This window comes from Enterobacter sp. RHBSTW-00994, from assembly GCF_013782625.1.
GTDB lineage: Bacteria > Pseudomonadota > Gammaproteobacteria > Enterobacterales > Enterobacteriaceae > Enterobacter.
Map to the genome: position 1 here is coordinate 763,087 of NZ_CP056199.1, position 18,945 is coordinate 782,031.

Sequence of the window (18,945 nt, forward strand, 5' to 3'; positions counted from 1 at the left end):
GAGCCGCTTTAATTAATCGCTTGTTGCACTTCTGAGATCAATAAAATACTATTTTTGTGATGTAAAATATCGCCCCATTATTGATATTTTTACCTTACTGTTCAACGGACTGACGGTGAAAACTGTTGCTGGCGCACCTGCAAGAGTACGCTATTATGGTCTACGGACACACCCCAGACGGCGATGGATATGCCAGTGAAAAGTCATCTCTGCTGCCTATGAATTTCTTTAAAAAACCGCAGTTTAGCCTTCATTTATGTTGCTATTTTGCCACTCATTAACAAATTATAATCGGTAAACACGATGAATTCGTTCGTGGATATTTTTTCCGCCTATCTTTATGGTCTTAAATTTGTTGCAATTACGCTTGCCATAATGATGTTAATCAGTGGCTTAGATGATTTATTCATCGATATTGTCTACTGGTGTCGTCGCCTTTTCAGGCTATTAACGGTATATCGTCGCCACCCGCGCATGGATTATCGCGAGCTGTATAAGCCCGATGAAAAACCGCTGGCGATTATGGTTCCAGCATGGAATGAAACCGGTGTGATTGGCAATATGGCTGAACTGGCGGCAATGACGCTGGACTACGAGAATTACCATATCTTCGTGGGTACTTATCCAAACGATCCAGATACTCAGCGAGATGTGGATGAAGTCTGCGCCCGTTTTCCGAATGTGCACAAAGTCGTGTGTGCCCGGCCTGGCCCCACCAGTAAAGCGGATTGCCTGAATAATATTCTCGACGCCATTACCCAGTTTGAACGCAGCGCGAATTTCACCTTTGCCGGCTTTATTTTGCATGATGCGGAAGATGTTATTTCGCCGATGGAGCTGCGTTTGTTTAACTATCTGGTCGACAGAAAAGATCTTATCCAAATCCCTGTCTATCCGTTTGAACGTAGCTGGACGCATTTTACCAGCATGTCCTATATCGATGAATTCGCCGAACTCCACGGTAAAGATGTACCGGTGCGTGAGGCCATCGCTGGTCAAGTTCCCAGTGCAGGTGTAGGGACATGTTTTAGCCGTCGTGCGGTAATGGCACTGCTGGCTGATGGTGATGGTATTGCTTTTGATGTACAGAGTCTTACCGAAGATTACGACATTGGCTTCCGTCTGAAGGCCAAAGGGATGACGGAAATCTTTGTACGTTTCCCGGTGGTGGACCCTTCTCAGGAAGCCAAACGTCCACGCCGGTTTTTACAGAACGTCCGTTGGTCGTCCGTGATTTGTGTGCGGGAATATTTTCCGGATACCTTTACGACCGCCATGCGCCAGAAATCACGCTGGATCATCGGCATCGTTTTCCAGGGATTTAAAACCCACCGCTGGGCTGATAGCCCTACGCTTAACTACTTCCTGTGGCGAGATCGGAAAGGAGCGATCAGTAACTTCCTGAGCTTCTTTGCCATGATCATTATGATCCAGCTGGTGATGCTGCTGATTTACCAGCGGTTGTGGCCAGATGCCTGGCAGTTCCTCTCTATTTTCACGGGTGGGCCCTGGTTAGTGACGCTGCTCTGGATTAACTTCGGTCTCATGGCTAACCGAATTCTCCAGCGCGTGATTTTTGTGACAGCCTATTATGGCCTTACGCAAGGTTTGCTGTCCGTGTTGCGTTTGTTCTGGGGCAACCTGATCAACTTCATGGCCAACTGGCGTGCCCTGCGCCAGGTGATTCAGCATGGGGATCCGCGCCGCGTGGCATGGGATAAAACCACCCATGATTTCCCAAGCGTGACGGGCGAAAACCGCGCACTGCGTCCATTAGGGCAAATTCTGATTGAGCAGAAGGTGATTACCGAAGAACAGCTCGAAGATGCGCTGACAAACCGTATTTTGGGTTTACGTCTGGGCGGATCGCTGTTGATGCAGGGAATGATTACGGCGGAACAGCTTGCTGCCGCGCTGGCGGAGCAAAATGGTGTTAAAACCGAATCCATTGATGCGTGGGAGATTGATAAGTCGCTCATCGCTATGATCCCTGCTTCGGTTGCCTTGCGATATGCCGTATTACCCCTGCGCGTTGACGGTAATCTGCTGACGGTTGCCAGTGAGGATGGGATCGACCCGGTATCGCTGGCGGCGCTGGAGCGTAAAGTTGGGCATCAGGTGAATTATGTCATTGTGCCACGTGGTCAGGTGGTTACTGGCTTGCGCTACTGGTATGCACGTTATCGCAATCGGGATGACCGGGAGATGCTCCGCTCAGCGGTGACAAAAGGCTGGCTCACACCATCACAGGCTGATGACATCTGGCAATACTTCGTTCCTCGACAACTGCTCTTCGCTGAAGTGTTGACGACGCTCGGACATATCAACCACTCCGCAATGTCGGTGCTGTTGTTGCGTCATGAGCGAAGCGATATGCCACTGGGGGAATTCCTGGTGTCAGAAGGCGTCATTACGCAAGAGATGCTTGATCATGTTCTTGAATTACAAAAAGAACTTCAGGTATCCATGCGCGAGCTGTTGTTACGCGCCGGAATTAATGAGTCGCAACTGGATGAACTGGAGCAGGAACAGGCATGAACAGGGAACATGAAATCCGCATTGCACCGCGATTATTAACGGTACTGGTTGCTGCACTGCTCAGTAGCCCGGTGCTGGCGGAAAGCCAGATCACAGAGACTTCAGCCACCGCACTGGGGCTGAGTGATTATCGACACTTTGTGATTTATCCGCATCTGGAAAAGGCAGTACGAGCGCAAAAGAGTCAGGATGAACAGACTGCGCTCAAAGAGTTCCGCTACATCCATCAGCAACTTCCTGACAATGTGCCATTGACGCTGTACCTGGCTGATGCCTATCGCCATTTCGGGCATGATGAGCAAGCCCGTCAGGTGCTGACAGCGCAACTGAAACGCTATCCAGGCGATAAACGCCTGGTGCAGCGGCTGGAAGAGATCCCGGTTATTACCACCCCGGTGACGACGATTGAGCAACTGCTTGCACAGCAAAAAAGCTGTGATGCCGCACCTACTGCGCGTTGTCGGGCTGAGACGGGCCAAAATGCATTGAAGCTGGAACAGCTGGCAGTTGCCAGAGCGCAGTTGAACGATACCGCTTTTGCCGCTTCTGGCGAAGGACGTGAGCTGGAAGACGCGATTATACAGCGGGCGATTTACCTCAAAGTCTGGCCAGCGGCTGATGACATTTTTACCCGTAAACAGCAGCAAAACCGGTTGAGTGATGCCGAGAAAAAACAGTGGTTTGACGTACTGCTCGCCGGGAAACTTGACGATCGCCTGTTGGCTCTGCAATCGCAAGGTGTGTTTAGCGATGCCCAGCATCAACTGGATTATGCCGGTACGCTGGCCACGCGGGGTGATCGCGCGGCGTTGCAGCGTTACCTCAGGGAGAATAAGCCTCACTTCCAGGATGCCGCCCAGGAAAAACGCTGGCTGTACCTGATTTCCCGCTTCGGAAACGATCCGTATCAACTGCTTCGCCAGTATTCCCCACAGTTTCCGGCCAATGACATGCTGGAAGAGCGATTTGCTCTGAGTACCTCGAACCAGGATACGGCGGAAAGTATTCGCTTAGCACGCCAGATGTACCAGCGCGATCCCGGTAATCTTAAGCAACTTGATCAACTGACATGGCTGCTGATGCAGGCCAACCAGTCCCGTGATGCGGCGGTACTTTTGCTTCAGCGTTATCCTTTTGGTGGACAATCTCATGCAGCTGGACAGCTGATCGAACGTCTGGCGGGATTACTGCAGACCTATCCTGAGCTGATGACAGCCGCGCAGCGTGCGCGGCTGTCCGCGCCGCTGGCTACGGCATCTTTGCGCCAGGCACAAAGTCAGTTACCTGGGGTTAATCAGGATTGCGAGACGACACGTCGGCTGTTTGGGGATATGTCGGCTAATTATAATGCTGCGACATGGCGCAGCCTTGCCGGGTGCTACCAGCACGACAATCCTGGTATGGCGCTGCACGCGCTCCAGCAGGCGGAAAAACGTCAGCCAGATGCCTGGCAGCATCGCGCCGTGGCTTATCAGGCCTACGCTGTTGAGGACTATCCTGTCGCCATGCGTGCCTGGAAAGCGCTGAGTCTGGCGGACATGAAGAATGAAGATGTGATGGCGGCAGCCACCACGGCCCATGCGGCAGGGGATACGGCAAACCGCGACAAATGGCTTGATGAAGCCCAGCGCCGTGGACTCGACAATACCGAGGCCTGGTGGTGGTTACATGCCCAGCGTTTCCTGCCTTCGCAGCCTGAAAACGCCATCAGCGATCTTAGCCATGCGATTGCGATCCAGCCAACGGTGAAGGCGCTGCTTGCCAGAGCCGCGCTGTATCGCGAGCAGGGTAAAACGCAAACGGCTGTTGACGATTTGCGGCAGGCTTTGTCGATCGAACCCGCTAACAGCGACGCGCAGGCGGCGCTTGGCTATGCCCTGTGGAGCAACGGCGACTATGCTTCGTCGCGGGATATGCTCGAAACTGCGCTCAAGTCCACGCCTGATGATCCGCAACTGGTGCGTCAACTGATGTATGTGAATGAGCGTCTGGCCGATATTCCGCAGACCCAACAGTATGCCCGTGTGGTGGTCGATGATATTGATGCCAATGCGCAGATCAGCCCGCTGACGCCGGCGCAAAACCAGGAGAGGTTTAACGTTCGCCGCCTGCATGAGGACATTGCCCGCCGTTGGAGCTTCAGTTTTGATTCCACAATAGGTCTGCGTTCCGGTGCAATGAACTCCGCGAGTACGATACCGGGGAACGTTGCTATGGGTAAAAGCTACCGTAGCTATGGCCAGATGGAGGCTGAGTATCGTATTGGCCGTAATATGTTGCTGGAAGGCGATATGTTGTCGGTGTATAGCCGTCTGTTTGCCGATACCAGTGGAAGCAATGTGGTGCTGCCCGTCAAACAGCCGATGCTGGGAACGGGGATCCGCTGGAAACCGTTGCACGATTACACGCTGTTTTTTGCCGCAGAACAGCAAGTTCCCCTTGATCACCACCACGGTGAGGCCGATGCGATGCTACGCGTAAGCGCGTCGTTCTTTAACAACGGGCGATACAGCGACGAGTGGCATCCGAACGGACCAGGCTGGTTTGCGCAGAACCTCTATCTTGATGGCGCACAGTACGTTCGCCAGGATACGCAGGCCTGGACGGTGGATTACCGTACCAGCTGGCATCAGAAAGTTGCGCAAGGGCAGACGGTTGAGCCCTATGCGCATGTTCAGCTCAACGGTTATCGTGATGACTATACGGTGGGAAGTCAGTTAGGTGGTGTTGGTGTTCGCTGGAACATCTGGACCGGGCAGACACATTACGACGCCTGGCCGCATAAAGTCAGTCTTGGACTGGAATACCAGCACACCTTTAAATCGATTAACCAGAATGTTGGGGAACGTAATAACGCTTTCCTCACCGTGGGAGTTCATTGGTAATGTTTAAACGATGTCAAATTGTGCTGCTTCTGCTGTTGGTAAGTCCTCTGGCCTGTGCGATGAAAGGGGTGTTTTGGCAGCCACAGCTGAGAGATAACAGCGTAACAGAGGTCCAGTGGACGTCTCTGATGCAGACGTTGCGCCAGCAGGGGTTTGATACGCTGGTGCTGCAATGGACGCAGTACGGCGATGCTTTTGCTGATGAAAATGGTCGTTTTCTGTTACGCCAGCGTGCAGAGCACGCACGTGCGGCCGGGCTGAAAGTCGTGCTCGGGTTGAACGCAGACCCTGCGTTTTTTGACCGTCAGAAACAACCCGCAGCCGCGCTGGAACACTACCTGGGTCGACTGCGTGTGGCGGATATCGCTCAGGCGAAACGCTGGCGCGATCAGATGGCGTTTCAGCCTGATGGCTGGTACATCAGTGCTGAAATTGACGACCATAACTGGCGCAATACACATGCCCGCGAGTTACTGCTTAGCTGGCTGGAGAATACCCGTAAACAGCTCACTGCGGTGGAGAATAAACCGGTCTATATCAGTAGCTTCTTTGCCGGGAATATGACGCCAGAGAGCTATAGCCAGATGCTGGCAGAGATCCATGTCCGTGGCATTAACGTCTGGGTGCAGGATGGGCGGGGCGTTGGGACACGGAGTGATGCCGTTCGGGATCTTTATCTGGCGGCGAGTTCTGGTTGTCAGGGCGATACGCCTGCCAGTGGGATCGTCTATGAAATCTTTAGCGTTCGTCCTGGTAAGACATTCAGTGCTGTGCCTCAGCCTGCGGACGCCATCGCGAAAGCTCTGAGACAATCATCTTCCTGCGGTAAGGATCGGTTGTACTTCTCACTGCGTTACTTGCCTGTCGCAGAGAACATGCTGAAACATGACTAACCGATAAAAAAGGGCCTGCATGACGCAGGCCCTTTTTTTAGCCCATAAACGCAGGCTGTTTATTTTCGTAAGCGGCAATCGCATCGTCGTGTTGCAGGGTTAAACCAATGCTGTCCAGGCCATTGATCATGCAATGGCGGCGGAAAGCATCAATCGTAAAGCTGTAGGTATTATCCCCGGCTTTTACGACTTGCCCTTCCAGATCCACTTCAAACGACATCCCCGGATTCGCCTGCACCAGGTTGAACAATTCGTCGACCTGATCATCGCTCAGCGTCACAGGCAGCAACTGGTTGTTGAAGCTGTTGCCGTAGAAGATATCGGCGAAACTCGGCGCGATCACCACTTTGAAACCGTAGTCTGTCAGTGCCCACGGAGCATGCTCGCGCGATGAGCCACAGCCAAAGTTTTCCCGCGCCAGTAAAATCGACGCACCCTTAAATTGCGGGAAGTTCAGCACAAATTCAGGGTTAGGCTGTTGCCCCTGATCATCGAGGAAACGCCAGTCATTAAACAGATGCGCGCCAAACCCCGTGCGGGTGACTTTCTGCAAAAATTGCTTGGGAATGATCGCGTCAGTATCAACGTTGGCTGCATCCAGTGGGACAACCAGGCCTGTATGTTGGGTAAATTTCTCTGCCATGATTGTCTCCTTATTTCAGGCTGCGAATATCGGCAAAATGGCCGGTGACGGCAGCAGCAGCGGCCATCGCCGGGCTGACCAGGTGGGTACGTCCACCACGACCCTGACGGCCTTCAAAGTTACGGTTGCTGGTAGAGGCACAACGTTCGCCTGGGTTCAGACGGTCATTGTTCATCGCCAGACACATGGAGCAACCCGGCAAACGCCATTCGAAACCGGCTTCAATAAAGATTTTGTCCAGACCTTCTGCTTCCGCCTGTGCTTTCACCGGGCCAGAACCCGGTACAACCAGCGCTTGCACGCCCGGCGCGACTTTACGTCCTTTGGCGATCTCAGCTGCGGCACGCAAATCTTCAATACGGGAGTTGGTGCAGGATCCGATAAAGACTTTATCAATGGTGACATCTGTCAGTGGTACACCAGGTTTCAGCCCCATGTAGGCTAACGCTTTTTCTGCGCTGGCACGTTCGACTGGATCGGCGAAGGAGGCCGGATCAGGCACGTTGTCGTTGACGGAAATGACCTGACCTGGGTTTGTTCCCCAGGTGACCTGTGGCGCAATCTCTTCTGCCTGCAAGGTCACAACGGTATCAAAAGCTGCACCGTCGTCAGTTTTCAGCGTTGTCCAGTAGTTGACCGCATCATCAAAATTCTTGCCTTTCGGCGCATGCAGGCGGCCTTTCACATAGTTGAAAGTGGTTTCGTCTGGCGCAACCAGCCCGGCTTTTGCACCCATCTCAATGGCCATGTTGCACAGGGTCATACGGCCTTCCATGCTCAGCGCCTGGATGGCTTCGCCGCAAAATTCAACGACGTGACCTGTACCGCCTGCACTGCCGGTTTTACCGATGATCGCCAGTACGATGTCTTTTGCAGTGATGCCTGGCGCGGCTTTGCCCTTCACTTCAATTTTCATGGTTTTGGCGCGGCCCTGTTTCAGGGTCTGTGTCGCCAGAACGTGTTCAACTTCAGATGTGCCAATACCAAAGGCCAGTGCACCAAACGCACCGTGTGTGGCGGTATGAGAGTCACCACAGACGATGGTCATGCCCGGCAGCGTGATACCTTGCTCTGGCCCCATAACGTGGACGATGCCTTGATACGGGTGATTCAGGTCATACAACTCTACGCCAAACTCGTTGCAGTTCTTAATCAGCTCCTGCATCTGGATACGCGCCATTTCACCTGACGCATTGATATCTTTGGTCTGGGTGGAGACGTTGTGATCCATGGTGGCGAAGGTTTTTCCCGGTTGACGAACCGGACGTTTGTGCGCACGCAGGCCGTCAAAGGCTTGTGGAGAGGTCACTTCGTGGACCAGATGACGGTCGATGTACAGCAACGGGGTTTCGTTTGGCGCTTCATACACAACGTGCGCATCAAACAATTTTTCGTATAACGTCTTCGCCATGATTACACCCCTTCAGCGACATAGCGGGCAATGATATCGCCCATTTCATCGGTACTGACTGCTGCCGCGCCGCGGGCTAAATCCCCGGTACGGATACCTTCTTCTAACGCACGGTTGATGGCATTTTCGATGGCGGTGGCGGCATCGTTCGCATCCAGGCTGTAGCGCAGCAGCAGGGCCAGGGACAGGATCTGGGCAATCGGGTTTGCGATGTTTTTGCCTGCGATATCCGGTGCGGAACCGCCTGCAGGTTCGTACAGACCAAACCCTTCTTCATTCAGGCTTGCGGAAGGCAGCATGCCCATGGAACCGGTGATCATCGCGCATTCATCCGACAGGATGTCGCCAAACAGGTTGGAGCACAGCAGAACATCGAACTGAGAAGGATCTTTGATCAACTGCATAGTCGCGTTGTCGATATACATGTGTGCCAGCTCGACGTCCGGATACCCTTTTGCGACTTCGCTGACGATCTCACGCCATAAAATAGAGGACTGCAGAACGTTCGCTTTATCAATCGACGTCACTTTACGGCGGCGTTTACGCGCGGATTCAAAGGCGATATGGGCGATACGTTCGATTTCAAAACGGTGATACACCTCGGTATCAAAAGCTTTCTCATGCTGACCGCTGCCTTCACGGCCTTTAGGCTGACCAAAATAGATCCCCCCGGTCAGCTCACGCACGCACAGGATATCGAAGCCATTCGCGGCGATGTCCGCACGCAGTGGGCAGAACTCTTCCAGCCCCTGGTACAGCTTCGCTGGACGCAGGTTGCTGAACAATTTGAAATGCTTACGCAATGGCAGCAGTGCGCCACGCTCAGGTTGTTCAGCGGGGGGCAGATGCTCCCATTTCGGACCACCCACGGAGCCAAACAGGACAGCATCGGCATTTTCACAGCCTTCGACGGTTGCTTTTGGCAATGGCGTCCCGTGATTATCGATAGCGATCCCACCCACGTCATGGTGGCTGGTGCTAATTTTCATCGCAAAACGCGTGCGAACGGCTTCCAGTACTTTCAGCGCCTGTGCCATCACTTCCGGACCAATACCGTCGCCCGGTAACACAGCAATATGGTAATTCTTCGACATTACACGGTTTCCTTTTTGTTCTCTTTATTCTGAGCTTTGCGTTGCAATTCTTTTTCGACTTCGGCGGCGCGCCAGATGTTGTTCAGGACATGCACCATTGCTTTGGCAGAAGATTCAACGATATCGGTCGCCAGGCCGACGCCATGGAAGCGGCGACCGTTGTAATTGACCACGATATCCACCTGACCCAGTGCGTTTTTACCCTGGCCTTTGGCAGTCAGATCATATTTGACCAGTTCCACGTCATAGCTGGTGACGCGGTTGATTGCCTGATAAATCGCATCAACCGGGCCGTTGCCGTTAGCGGCTTCCGCTTTAACTTCATCGCCACAGGCCAGTTTGACGGAGGCGGTGGCAATGTCGCTGGAGCCAGACTGCACACTGAAGTAGTCCAGACGGAAGTGTTCAGGTTCTTCCTGCTGTTTGTTTATGAATGCCAGCGCTTCCAGATCGTAGTCGAAGACCTGGCCTTTCTTGTCGGCCAGCTTCAGGAAAGCGTCGTACAGGTGATCCATGTTGTAGTCGCTTTCTTTGTAGCCCATCTCTTCCATGCGATGTTTCACCGCAGCGCGGCCGGAACGTGACGTCAGGTTCAGTTGCACCTGGTTCAGGCCAATGGACTCTGGCGTCATGATTTCGTAGTTTTCGCGGTTTTTCAGGACGCCGTCCTGGTGAATACCTGAGGAGTGCGCAAATGCACCAATACCGACAATCGCTTTATTCGCCGGAACCGGCATGTTGCAAATCTGGCTGACGGTCTGGCTGGTGCGCCAGATTTCGTTGTGATTAATCTGAGTGTGCACGTTCATGATGTCCCGGCGCACTTTGATGGCCATGATCACTTCTTCCAGCGAACAGTTACCTGCGCGCTCACCGATACCGTTCATCGCGCCTTCAACCTGGCGTGCACCGGCATGAACGGCGGCAATGGCGTTGCCGACGGCCAGGCCCAAATCATCATGGGTATGAACGGAGATGATGGCTTTATCAATATTTGGAACGCGGTCATACAGACCGGTGATGATGTTGGCGAATTCGAACGGCATGGTGTAGCCGACGGTGTCCGGAATGTTGATGGTGCGCGCGCCGGCATTGATGGCCGCTTCAACCACACGAGCCAGGTCTTCAATTGGCGTTCTGCCGGCATCTTCACAAGAGAATTCAACATCATCGGTGTAGTTGCGGGCGCGTTTAACCATATAAACTGCACGTTCGATAACCTCATCCAGCGTGCTGCGCAACTTGGTCGCAATGTGCATCGGCGAGGTGGCGATAAAGGTATGAATACGGAATGCCTCCGCGACTTTCAGCGATTCGGCTGCGACATCAATATCTTTCTCAACACAACGGGCCAGGCCACATACACGGCTGTTTTTGACATGACGTGCGATGGTTTGAACCGACTCAAAATCACCCGGTGAAGAGACAGGGAAGCCCACTTCCATCACGTCGACGCCCATGCGTTCGAGGGCCAGTGCAATTTGCAGTTTTTCTTTCACACTCAGGCTTGCCTGTAATGCCTGTTCACCGTCACGTAAGGTCGTATCGAAAATAATGACTTGCTGGCTCATGGGTTAGGTCCTTGTCTGTCTTAGGTCGCCTTGCTACGAGCATAAAAAAACCCGCGCAATGGCGCGGGTTTCTTGTTTACTGAAGACGATTCAATGCTGAATTTCGCCCGCCAGTCTACCGCGCACAGTGGATGCGTTTAGTAGTAGTAGACCGAGTGAACGAATGTTGCGAGTCATGAATCATGCTCCAGATAAATACGATATGTATCTAGTGGTACTGGATACGGTGATTCATGTCAACCCCTTGGGGTAAAATGACATCAATTCCCCGACGTGATGCACCCATTAACTTTAGCTTATTGTGCTGGTTTTTTCTTTTATGACCATTCTAATTGTCTAATTTTGGAAATGGCATTCATCTTCGGAATGATTTAAATATAATTTGTATCAATTAAACATAATATGATTTTTACTCCCTGTGATCGTAAATCTTTTAAGTATCATTAAATTATAACTATGATGAATGATGTGGAGGCCCAAAAATGGGATGTTATGATAATGGAATGTTAACTACTGCGCGTGCTTTGGCTTTAATAGTTTAATAATACTTAAACCATCATTAACCTGACAGGTGATTGTTTATTTACATCATTTATGATTTGATCTCGCGCATATTGCTTTTTATATGTTTAGAACTCTCTTCTTTGTCAGTAAAGCGCTTGTCGTTTTCTCGTTGATTACGGCTTTATATATTCCGAATTTTAAATAATTCGCTTTCGTAGGTTGTATATGCATGGTAAATCATATTTTTCGAAGTTATTACTGCTCATTGATAAAGGGAGTTTAGTGTGACAGTGGAATCAGGAATGCCAGAAAATAATATTAAACAGGCCCGAGTGTATGATGGCGTTAAACCTCAGTTGCGCACGGTTGATCTCAATCTTTTAACCGTGTTTGATGCGGTGATGCAGGAACAAAATATCACGCGAGCGGCACAGACACTTGGGATGTCGCAACCCGCGGTGAGTAACGCTGTCGCCCGGCTTAAGGTAATGTTTAATGACGAGTTATTTGTGCGTTATGGACGAGGCATTCAGCCCACGGCCCGCGCATTTCAACTGTTCGGAGCCATCCGGCAGGCGCTTCAGCTAGTTCAAAATGAGCTTCCTGGGTCTGGTTTTGAACCGTTGGTGAGTGAGCGTGCGTTCAATCTTTGTGTGTGCAGTCCGCTGGATAATTATTTGACGTCGATTATTTACAATCGAGTTGAAGAAATTGCGCCAAATATTCATCTGGTATTTAAATCGTCGCTAAATCAAAACACTGAACACCAACTTCGTTATCAGGAGACAGAATTTGTCCTGGGTTATGAGGAGTTTCGGCGTCCAGAGTTTTCATGTGTACCGCTGTTTAAGGATGAAATGGTTTTAGTGGCCAGTAAAAAACATCCACGTATGAATGGACCATTGCGGGAAAGCGATGTGTATAACGAACAGCATGCGGTTGTTGCTCTCGACCGATATGCTTCATTTAGCCAACCGTGGTATGACACTATCGATAAACAAGCGAGTGTTGCTTATCAGGGAATGGCAATGGTGAGCGTATTAAATATTGTCTCACAAACTCAACTGGTCGCTATTGCACCGCGCTGGCTGGCTGAAGAATTCGCCCCTCAGTTAAATCTGCAAGTTCTTCCTCTGCCTTTAAAGCTAAATAGCCGAACCTGTTATCTTTCCTGGCATGAAGCGGCTGGAAGGGATAAAGGCCATCAATGGATGGAAGAGTTACTCATCAGCGTTTGTCGGCGATAAGCTTATCGGGATAAATCGTCCCTGAACTTGCGATTTATCCTGCATTTTTTTATTTCCATGTTATTTTGTCCTGTATGATTTTTTTCTGCTTGCTGTGAACCTCGCAAAAATAGATGAATTCCTGAATCCGCTCTCTTTTAACCGATGAATTGTCATCGTGTTCACTTATTCCAGATGAATTCACCATATCCAGTCGCAATGCGTGTTGTTTCTGCTTTCATTGCCATTTGCTGCCCTCCGTTTGCTAATTGCCTGCCTCATAACGAGCGGTTAAGGTAACTGTCACTCTGCAAAATATAAGATTGGGACATCCCGATCAGAAGACGGAACGGAAATGAATTCTGCCATCCGTCTATAACAAAAAGCCTGGAGGCAAAGCATGGAGATGTTGTCTGGCGCGGAAATGGTCGTCCGATCGCTTATTGATCAGGGCGTGAAGCAAGTGTTCGGCTATCCCGGAGGCGCGGTACTTGATATTTATGATGCGCTACATACGGTAGGTGGCATTGACCATGTTCTGGTACGTCACGAACAGGCGGCTGTGCATATGGCTGATGGGCTGGCGCGAGCAACGGGTGAAGTAGGCGTTGTACTGGTTACGTCTGGCCCTGGGGCAACCAATGCCATCACCGGTATTGCCACTGCGTATATGGATTCGATCCCACTGGTCATTCTCTCCGGCCAAGTTGCTACCTCGCTGATTGGCTATGATGCTTTTCAGGAGTGCGACATGGTGGGGATCTCGCGTCCTGTCGTAAAGCACAGTTTCCTGGTCAAACAAACGGAAGACATTCCCGGTGTGCTTAAGAAAGCTTTCTGGCTGGCGGCAAGCGGCCGTCCTGGCCCGGTGGTTGTCGATCTGCCAAAAGATATTCTGAACCCGGCAAACAAACTGCCTTATGCCTGGCCAGAATCGGTGAGCATGCGCTCTTATAACCCGACGACCCAGGGACATAAAGGGCAGATTAAGCGAGCGCTGCAAACACTCCTGGCGGCCAAAAAACCGGTTGTCTACGTAGGCGGTGGGGCGGTTAACTCAGCTTGTGAAACGCAACTGCGTGAGCTGGTTGAAAAGCTCAATCTTCCTGTTGCATCGTCGCTGATGGGGTTAGGGGCGTTCCCGGCAACACATCGTCAGGCTTTGGGTATGTTGGGGATGCACGGGACGTATGAAGCCAATATGACCATGCATAACGCCGATGTGATTTTTGCTGTCGGGGTACGTTTTGACGATCGCACCACCAATAATCTGGCGAAATACTGTCCTAACGCAACGGTGTTGCATATCGATATTGATCCCACATCGATTTCCAAAACGGTTCCAGCCGATGTTCCGATTGTTGGTGATGCACGTCAGGTGCTGGATCAAATGCTGGATCTGTTGGGGCAAGAAACGATCACACAGCCACTGGATGAGATCCGTGACTGGTGGCAGAACATCGAACAGTGGCGTGCGCGTCATTGTCTGAAATACGACACGAAAAGCGAAAATATCAAACCGCAGGCTGTTATCGAAACGATCTGGCGTCTGACCAAAGGCGAGGCCTACGTGACGTCCGATGTGGGCCAGCATCAGATGTTTGCTGCACTTTATTACCCGTTTGATAAACCTCGTCACTGGATCAATTCTGGTGGTCTGGGAACTATGGGTTTTGGCCTGCCTGCTGCACTTGGCGTAAAACTGGCTTTACCGAATGAAACTGTCGTGTGCGTGACGGGTGATGGCAGTATTCAGATGAATATCCAGGAACTGTCTACGGCACTGCAATATGAGCTTCCGGTTCTGGTGTTGAACCTGAACAATGGCTATCTCGGTATGGTGAAGCAGTGGCAGGACATGATCTACTCTGGTCGCCATTCCCAGTCTTATATGACGTCATTACCCGATTTTGTCCGCCTGGCTGAAGCTTACGGCCACGTTGGCATGCGTGTGACTGACCCAACTGAACTGGAAGCAAAACTCGGTGAAGCACTTGAGCACGTTAAGAACAACCGCCTCGTTTTTGTCGATGTCATTGTCGACGGTACAGAGCACGTGTATCCGATGCACATTCGCGGAGGGGGTATGGACGAAATGTGGTTAAGCAAAACGGAGAGAACCTGATATGCGCCGGATATTATCTGTATTACTGGAAAACGAGTCAGGCGCGTTGTCACGTGTCATTGGGCTTTTTGCACAGCGCGGCTACAACATTGAAAGCCTGACCGTAGCCCCAACGGACGATCCGACGCTTTCGCGCATGACTATTCAGACCGTGGGCGATGCGAAAGTGCTTGAGCAGATCGAAAAACAGTTGCACAAACTGGTCGATGTACTGCGAGTGAGCGAATTAGGGCAGGGCGCATATGTCGAGCGTGAAGTCATGCTGGTTAAGATTCAGGCTAGCGGGTATGGACGTGAGGAAGTCAAACGGAACACGGATATTTTTCGTGGGCAGATTATCGATGTAACGCCTTCTATATATACTGTGCAACTCGCAGGAACCAGCGACAAGCTGGATGCATTCCTGGCATCCATCCGGGATGTGGCGAAAATTGTAGAGGTTGCGCGCTCAGGTATCGTGGGGCTCTCCCGCGGTGATAAAATCATGCGTTAGATGTCAAAACAATTTGCCTCTTTCTGCCCGGTCGCCAAAGCCGGGCTTTTTTTTGCGTAACGGGCAGTCAATGCAGATAAAAGCGGTTGCCGCGATGACTATTCTGCGTTTACATGTTAAAAGATTTAACCATAACCTTGACAAGGCCATGGACTCTTTTCTTTTTTTAAGGGGCAATTGTGAAACTGGATGAAATCGCCCGGCTAGCCGGCGTGTCACGAACTACGGCAAGCTATGTGATTAACGGTAAAGCAAAGCAATACCGTGTCAGCGATAAGACCGTTGAGAAAGTCATGGCAGTGGTGCGTGAACATAACTACCATCCGAATGCTGTCGCTGCTGGCCTTCGTGCCGGACGAACCCGCTCTATAGGCCTGGTGATCCCCGATCTGGAAAACACCAGCTACACCCGTATTGCTAACTATCTCGAACGTCAGGCTCGCCAGCGCGGTTATCAACTTTTGATTGCCTGTTCGGAAGATCAGCCAGATAACGAGATGCGTTGCATTGAACATCTGCTTCAACGGCAGGTGGATGCGATCATCGTTTCAACCTCGTTACCGCCTGAACACCCGTTTTATCAACGCTGGGCAAATGATCCGTTCCCCATCGTTGCACTGGACCGAGCGTTGGACAGAGAGCACTTCACCAGTGTTGTGGGTGCAGACCAGGATGATGCTGAAATGCTGGCGGCAGAGTTGAGAACGTTTCCGGCAGAAACGGTGCTCTATTTGGGAGCCCTACCGGAGCTTTCTGTGAGTTTCCTGCGTGAGCAAGGATTCCGGACCGCCTGGAAAGATGATCCACGTGAAGTGCACTATCTCTATGCCAATAGCTACGAGCGCGAAGCCGCAGCGCAGTTGTTCGAAAAATGGCTGGAAACGCACCCTATGCCGCAGGCATTGTTCACGACCTCTTTTGCGCTGCTGCAAGGGGTTATGGATGTGACATTACGCCGCGACGGGAAATTGCCATCCGATCTGGCGATTGCAACCTTCGGTGATAATGAACTGCTGGACTTCCTCCAGTGTCCGGTTCTTGCCGTTGCCCAGCGCCATCGCGATGTAGCAGAACGTGTATTGGAAATTGTTCTGGCAAGCCTTGATGAGCCGCGTAAGCCTAAACCGGGGTTAACCCGCATCAAACGTAATCTTTATCGTCGCGGAATTCTGAGTCGCCATTAATGAAATAGAGAAAGGGGAGTGAAAACTGCCCCTTTTTTTGTGGAATAATTCAGAATCGTAATTCCCGGATAAAATTTAGGATAATTCCTTAGGAATCATAGCCTGCTATTTTTCTTAATTGATTTGGGCTTTTAAATTCTTTAAAAGCGCATTTAGCCCTTTCTCATTCGTTGTTTTGTATTGTTTTGTTACAAAGACTGTCCGGCCGATGAATAATCAGCCGTTTTTTCTGTCCACCGACCAGCCTGTGCTGCTCTGCTGCGGTTCCACGTGCCGTTATGATGAATCTGACGCTGTTATCACCAGACAATATGTCTTAAAATGCCGCCCGCGTCGCAAACTGACACTTTATATTTCCCTGCGATGATATTGAGTGGCCCTTAACGCTAGTGTGCATATTCTGTTTTTTTCTTACAAATATTCATAACGTTAATTTTGCCTCGCCAGTTGTGCAGTTATTAATCAGGTCGGGTTATATCCCTAAATAGACGCCTTTCGGGCCGATATAGCGATAGTCCTGGCTTGACAAGCTTTTCCCTCGCTCCGTAAACTCCTTTATGTGGGAATTTGTGGGTTAAAGTGGTGAGGAGGGGTGAGGCTGGCATGTTCCGTGGAGCAACGTTAGTCAATCTTGACAGCAAAGGGCGTTTATCGGTTCCAACCCGATACCGCGATCAGCTGATCGAGAACGCTTCAGGTCAAATGGTTTGCACCATTGACATCAACCACCCCTGCCTGCTGCTTTACCCCTTACCTGAATGGGAAATTATTGAGCAAAAGCTGTCGCGACTGTCGAGCATGAACCCGCAAGAACGCCGTGTGCAGCGGCTGTTATTGGGACATGCCAGTGAGTGTCAGATGGATAACGCAGGGCGTTTACTGATAGCGCCTGTGTTGCGGCAGCATGCCGGTCTGACAAAAGAAGTGATGCTGGTCGGGCAGTTCAACAAGTTTGAACTGTGGGATGAAACGACCTGGTATCAACAGGTCAAGGAAGATATCGACGCTGAGCAGTCTGATTCCGCAACATTGTCGGAACGGCTGCAGGACTTGTCTCTATAAATATGATGGAAAATTATAAACATACAACGGTGTTGCTGGATGAGGCCGTTAACGGCCTGAATATTCGTCCAGACGGCATCTACATTGACGGAACCTTTGGCCGTGGTGGTCACTCGCGTTTGATTCTCTCTCAACTGGGCGAGGAAGGACGCTTGCTGGCAATTGACCGCGATCCGCAGGCGATTGCCGTTGCGCAAACCATCAATGACCCTCGCTTTTCCATCGTGCATGGCCCCTTTTCTGCGCTCGCCGATTATGTTGCTGAGCGTGGCCTGACGGGTAAGATCGACGGGATTCTTCTCGATCTTGGCGTATCTTCACCACAACTTGATGACGCAGAACGTGGTTTTTCCTTTATGCGCGACGGCCCACTGGACATGCGCATGGACCCTACCCGGGGTCAGTCTGCTGCCGAGTGGCTGCAAACCGCTGATGAAGCGGATATCGCCTGGGTGATAAAAACCTTTGGTGAAGAGCGTTTTGGAAAACGTATTGCGCGCGGCATCGTTGAGCGTAACCGCATCGAACCGATGACACGCACGAAAGAGTTGGCAGAGGTGATTGCTGCGGCAATGCCGGTGAAGGATAAACACAAACATCCCGCGACCCGTACCTTCCAGGCGGTTCGCATCTGGGTAAACAGTGAACTGGAGGAAATAGAGCTGGCGCTAAAAAGCTCGCTCGGCGTGCTGGCCCCTGGTGGGCGGTTATCCATTATCAGTTTCCATTCGCTGGAAGACCGTATTGTGAAGCGCTTTATGCGTGAGCAAAGCCGCGGTCCACAAGTGCCAGCGGGGTTACCGATGACGGAAGAACAACTCAGGAAGCTGGGCGGCCGTCAATTGCGAGCATTAGGCAAGTTGATGCCGGGTGAAGAAGAGGTGGCAGAGAATCCACGTGCCCGTAGTTCAGTGCTGCGAATCGCAGAGAGGACGAACGCATGATCAGCAGAGTGACAGAGACCCTAAGCAAAGTTAAAGGATCGTTAGGAAGCAACGAGCGCCATGCTTTGCCTGGCGTGATCGGCGACGATCTTTTGCGGTTTGGGAAACTGCCACTCTGCTTGTTCATTTGCATCATTGTGACGGCCGTAACGGTGGTAACAACAGCCCACCATACACGTTTATTAACTGCGCAACGCGAGCAGATGGTACTGGAACGCGATGCACTGGATATCGAATGGCGAAATCTGATTCTTGAAGAAAACGCGCTCGGCGATCACAGCCGGGTTGAACGGATCGCAACGGAAAAGCTGCAATTGCAGCATGTTGATCCTTCGCAGGAAAATATCGTAGTACAAAAATAAGGGAAAACGC

General features: G+C 51.3%; 14 protein-coding genes. 10 read left to right on the forward strand and 4 right to left on the reverse strand.

Annotated elements, in window-relative coordinates; genetic code table 11:
• The first annotated feature begins 303 nt into the window (after nucleotides 1-303).
• Genes nrfB through HV346_RS03645 form a run of 3 tightly spaced genes read left to right on the forward strand, consistent with a single transcriptional unit; the run spans nucleotide 304 to nucleotide 6,316 of the window.
• Nucleotides 304-2,538 (forward strand): cyclic di-3',5'-guanylate-activated glycosyltransferase NrfB, encoded by a 2,235-nt coding sequence (nrfB, locus tag HV346_RS03635; protein ID WP_181622234.1) that lies wholly within the window; start codon nucleotides 304-306, stop codon nucleotides 2,536-2,538.
• On the forward strand, nucleotides 2,535-5,423 hold the full coding sequence (locus HV346_RS03640; RefSeq protein WP_181622235.1) for a tetratricopeptide repeat protein: 2,889 nt from the start codon (nucleotides 2,535-2,537) through the stop codon (nucleotides 5,421-5,423). The genes nrfB and HV346_RS03640 overlap by 4 nt, the downstream gene beginning before the upstream one ends.
• On the forward strand, nucleotides 5,423-6,316 hold the full coding sequence (locus HV346_RS03645) for a DUF4434 family protein (RefSeq protein WP_181622236.1): 894 nt from the start codon (nucleotides 5,423-5,425) through the stop codon (nucleotides 6,314-6,316). Before HV346_RS03640 ends, HV346_RS03645 begins: the two co-directional genes overlap by 1 nt.
• 37 nt (nucleotides 6,317-6,353) lie before the next feature.
• On the opposite strand, the gene leuD is transcribed toward HV346_RS03645, so the two are convergent.
• Genes leuD through leuA form a run of 4 tightly spaced genes read right to left on the reverse strand, consistent with a single transcriptional unit; the run spans nucleotide 6,354 to nucleotide 11,035 of the window.
• Nucleotides 6,354-6,959: a 3-isopropylmalate dehydratase small subunit gene (gene leuD / locus HV346_RS03650; RefSeq protein ID WP_181622237.1), complete on the reverse strand. Its 606-nt coding sequence runs from the start codon at nucleotides 6,957-6,959 to the stop codon at nucleotides 6,354-6,356.
• Between the two features lie 10 nt (nucleotides 6,960-6,969).
• Entirely contained in the window at nucleotides 6,970-8,370 is a 1,401-nt protein-coding gene (gene leuC / locus HV346_RS03655) for a 3-isopropylmalate dehydratase large subunit (protein ID WP_181622238.1), read from the reverse strand.
• Between the two features lie 2 nt (nucleotides 8,371-8,372).
• Nucleotides 8,373-9,464, reverse strand: coding sequence for a 3-isopropylmalate dehydrogenase (gene leuB, locus HV346_RS03660; protein ID WP_181622239.1), 1,092 nt, complete (start codon nucleotides 9,462-9,464; stop codon nucleotides 8,373-8,375).
• Nucleotides 9,464-11,035, reverse strand: coding sequence for a 2-isopropylmalate synthase (leuA, locus tag HV346_RS03665; protein WP_181622240.1), 1,572 nt, complete (start codon nucleotides 11,033-11,035; stop codon nucleotides 9,464-9,466). The genes leuB and leuA overlap by 1 nt, the downstream gene beginning before the upstream one ends.
• A gap of 806 nt (nucleotides 11,036-11,841) precedes the next feature.
• Between leuA and leuO the strand changes: the two genes are divergently transcribed.
• The 7 genes from leuO (at nucleotide 11,842) to ftsL (ending at nucleotide 18,935) form a co-directional block, all read left to right on the forward strand.
• A complete protein-coding gene (gene leuO, locus HV346_RS03675; RefSeq protein WP_181623688.1) occupies nucleotides 11,842-12,786 on the forward strand; it encodes a transcriptional regulator LeuO in 945 nt (314 codons plus the stop codon).
• A 379-nt stretch (nucleotides 12,787-13,165) separates the two neighbouring features.
• Nucleotides 13,166-14,890 carry an acetolactate synthase 3 large subunit gene (ilvI, locus tag HV346_RS03680; RefSeq protein WP_181622241.1) on the forward strand — a complete coding sequence of 575 codons (1,725 nt, stop codon included), beginning with the start codon at nucleotides 13,166-13,168 and terminating at the stop codon, nucleotides 14,888-14,890.
• Between the two features lies 1 nt (nucleotide 14,891).
• Complete coding sequence (gene ilvN, locus HV346_RS03685; protein ID WP_181622242.1) at nucleotides 14,892-15,383, forward strand: acetolactate synthase small subunit; 492 nt, start codon at nucleotides 14,892-14,894, stop codon at nucleotides 15,381-15,383.
• Nucleotides 15,384-15,562: 179 nt separating this feature from the next.
• Nucleotides 15,563-16,567 carry a catabolite repressor/activator gene (gene cra, locus HV346_RS03690; protein ID WP_013095565.1) on the forward strand — a complete coding sequence of 335 codons (1,005 nt, stop codon included), beginning with the start codon at nucleotides 15,563-15,565 and terminating at the stop codon, nucleotides 16,565-16,567.
• A 603-nt stretch (nucleotides 16,568-17,170) separates the two neighbouring features.
• A complete protein-coding gene (gene mraZ / locus HV346_RS03695) occupies nucleotides 17,171-17,629 on the forward strand; it encodes a division/cell wall cluster transcriptional repressor MraZ (protein WP_181622243.1) in 459 nt (152 codons plus the stop codon).
• 2 nt (nucleotides 17,630-17,631) lie between these two features.
• Nucleotides 17,632-18,573 carry a 16S rRNA (cytosine(1402)-N(4))-methyltransferase RsmH gene (gene rsmH / locus HV346_RS03700; RefSeq protein ID WP_181622244.1) on the forward strand — a complete coding sequence of 314 codons (942 nt, stop codon included), beginning with the start codon at nucleotides 17,632-17,634 and terminating at the stop codon, nucleotides 18,571-18,573.
• Nucleotides 18,570-18,935 (forward strand): cell division protein FtsL, encoded by a 366-nt coding sequence (gene ftsL, locus HV346_RS03705; RefSeq protein WP_014068894.1) that lies wholly within the window; start codon nucleotides 18,570-18,572, stop codon nucleotides 18,933-18,935. Before rsmH ends, ftsL begins: the two co-directional genes overlap by 4 nt.
• The last annotated feature ends 10 nt before the right edge of the window (nucleotides 18,936-18,945 follow it).

Coding starts and splice junctions, on each gene's coding strand:
- nrfB (WP_181622234.1), top strand. CDS start 304: ATGAATTCGTTCGTGGATATTTTTTCCGCCTATCTTTATGGTCTTAAA.
- HV346_RS03640 (WP_181622235.1), top strand. CDS start 2,535: ATGAACAGGGAACATGAAATCCGCATTGCACCGCGATTATTAACGGTA.
- HV346_RS03645 (WP_181622236.1), top strand. CDS start 5,423: ATGTTTAAACGATGTCAAATTGTGCTGCTTCTGCTGTTGGTAAGTCCT.
- leuD (WP_181622237.1), bottom strand. CDS start 6,959: ATGGCAGAGAAATTTACCCAACATACAGGCCTGGTTGTCCCACTGGAT.
- leuC (WP_181622238.1), bottom strand. CDS start 8,370: ATGGCGAAGACGTTATACGAAAAATTGTTTGATGCGCACGTTGTGTAT.
- leuB (WP_181622239.1), bottom strand. CDS start 9,464: ATGTCGAAGAATTACCATATTGCTGTGTTACCGGGCGACGGTATTGGT.
- leuA (WP_181622240.1), bottom strand. CDS start 11,035: ATGAGCCAGCAAGTCATTATTTTCGATACGACCTTACGTGACGGTGAA.
- leuO (WP_181623688.1), top strand. CDS start 11,842: ATGCCAGAAAATAATATTAAACAGGCCCGAGTGTATGATGGCGTTAAA.
- ilvI (WP_181622241.1), top strand. CDS start 13,166: ATGGAGATGTTGTCTGGCGCGGAAATGGTCGTCCGATCGCTTATTGAT.
- ilvN (WP_181622242.1), top strand. CDS start 14,892: ATGCGCCGGATATTATCTGTATTACTGGAAAACGAGTCAGGCGCGTTG.
- mraZ (WP_181622243.1), top strand. CDS start 17,171: ATGTTCCGTGGAGCAACGTTAGTCAATCTTGACAGCAAAGGGCGTTTA.
- rsmH (WP_181622244.1), top strand. CDS start 17,632: ATGATGGAAAATTATAAACATACAACGGTGTTGCTGGATGAGGCCGTT.
- ftsL (WP_014068894.1), top strand. CDS start 18,570: ATGATCAGCAGAGTGACAGAGACCCTAAGCAAAGTTAAAGGATCGTTA.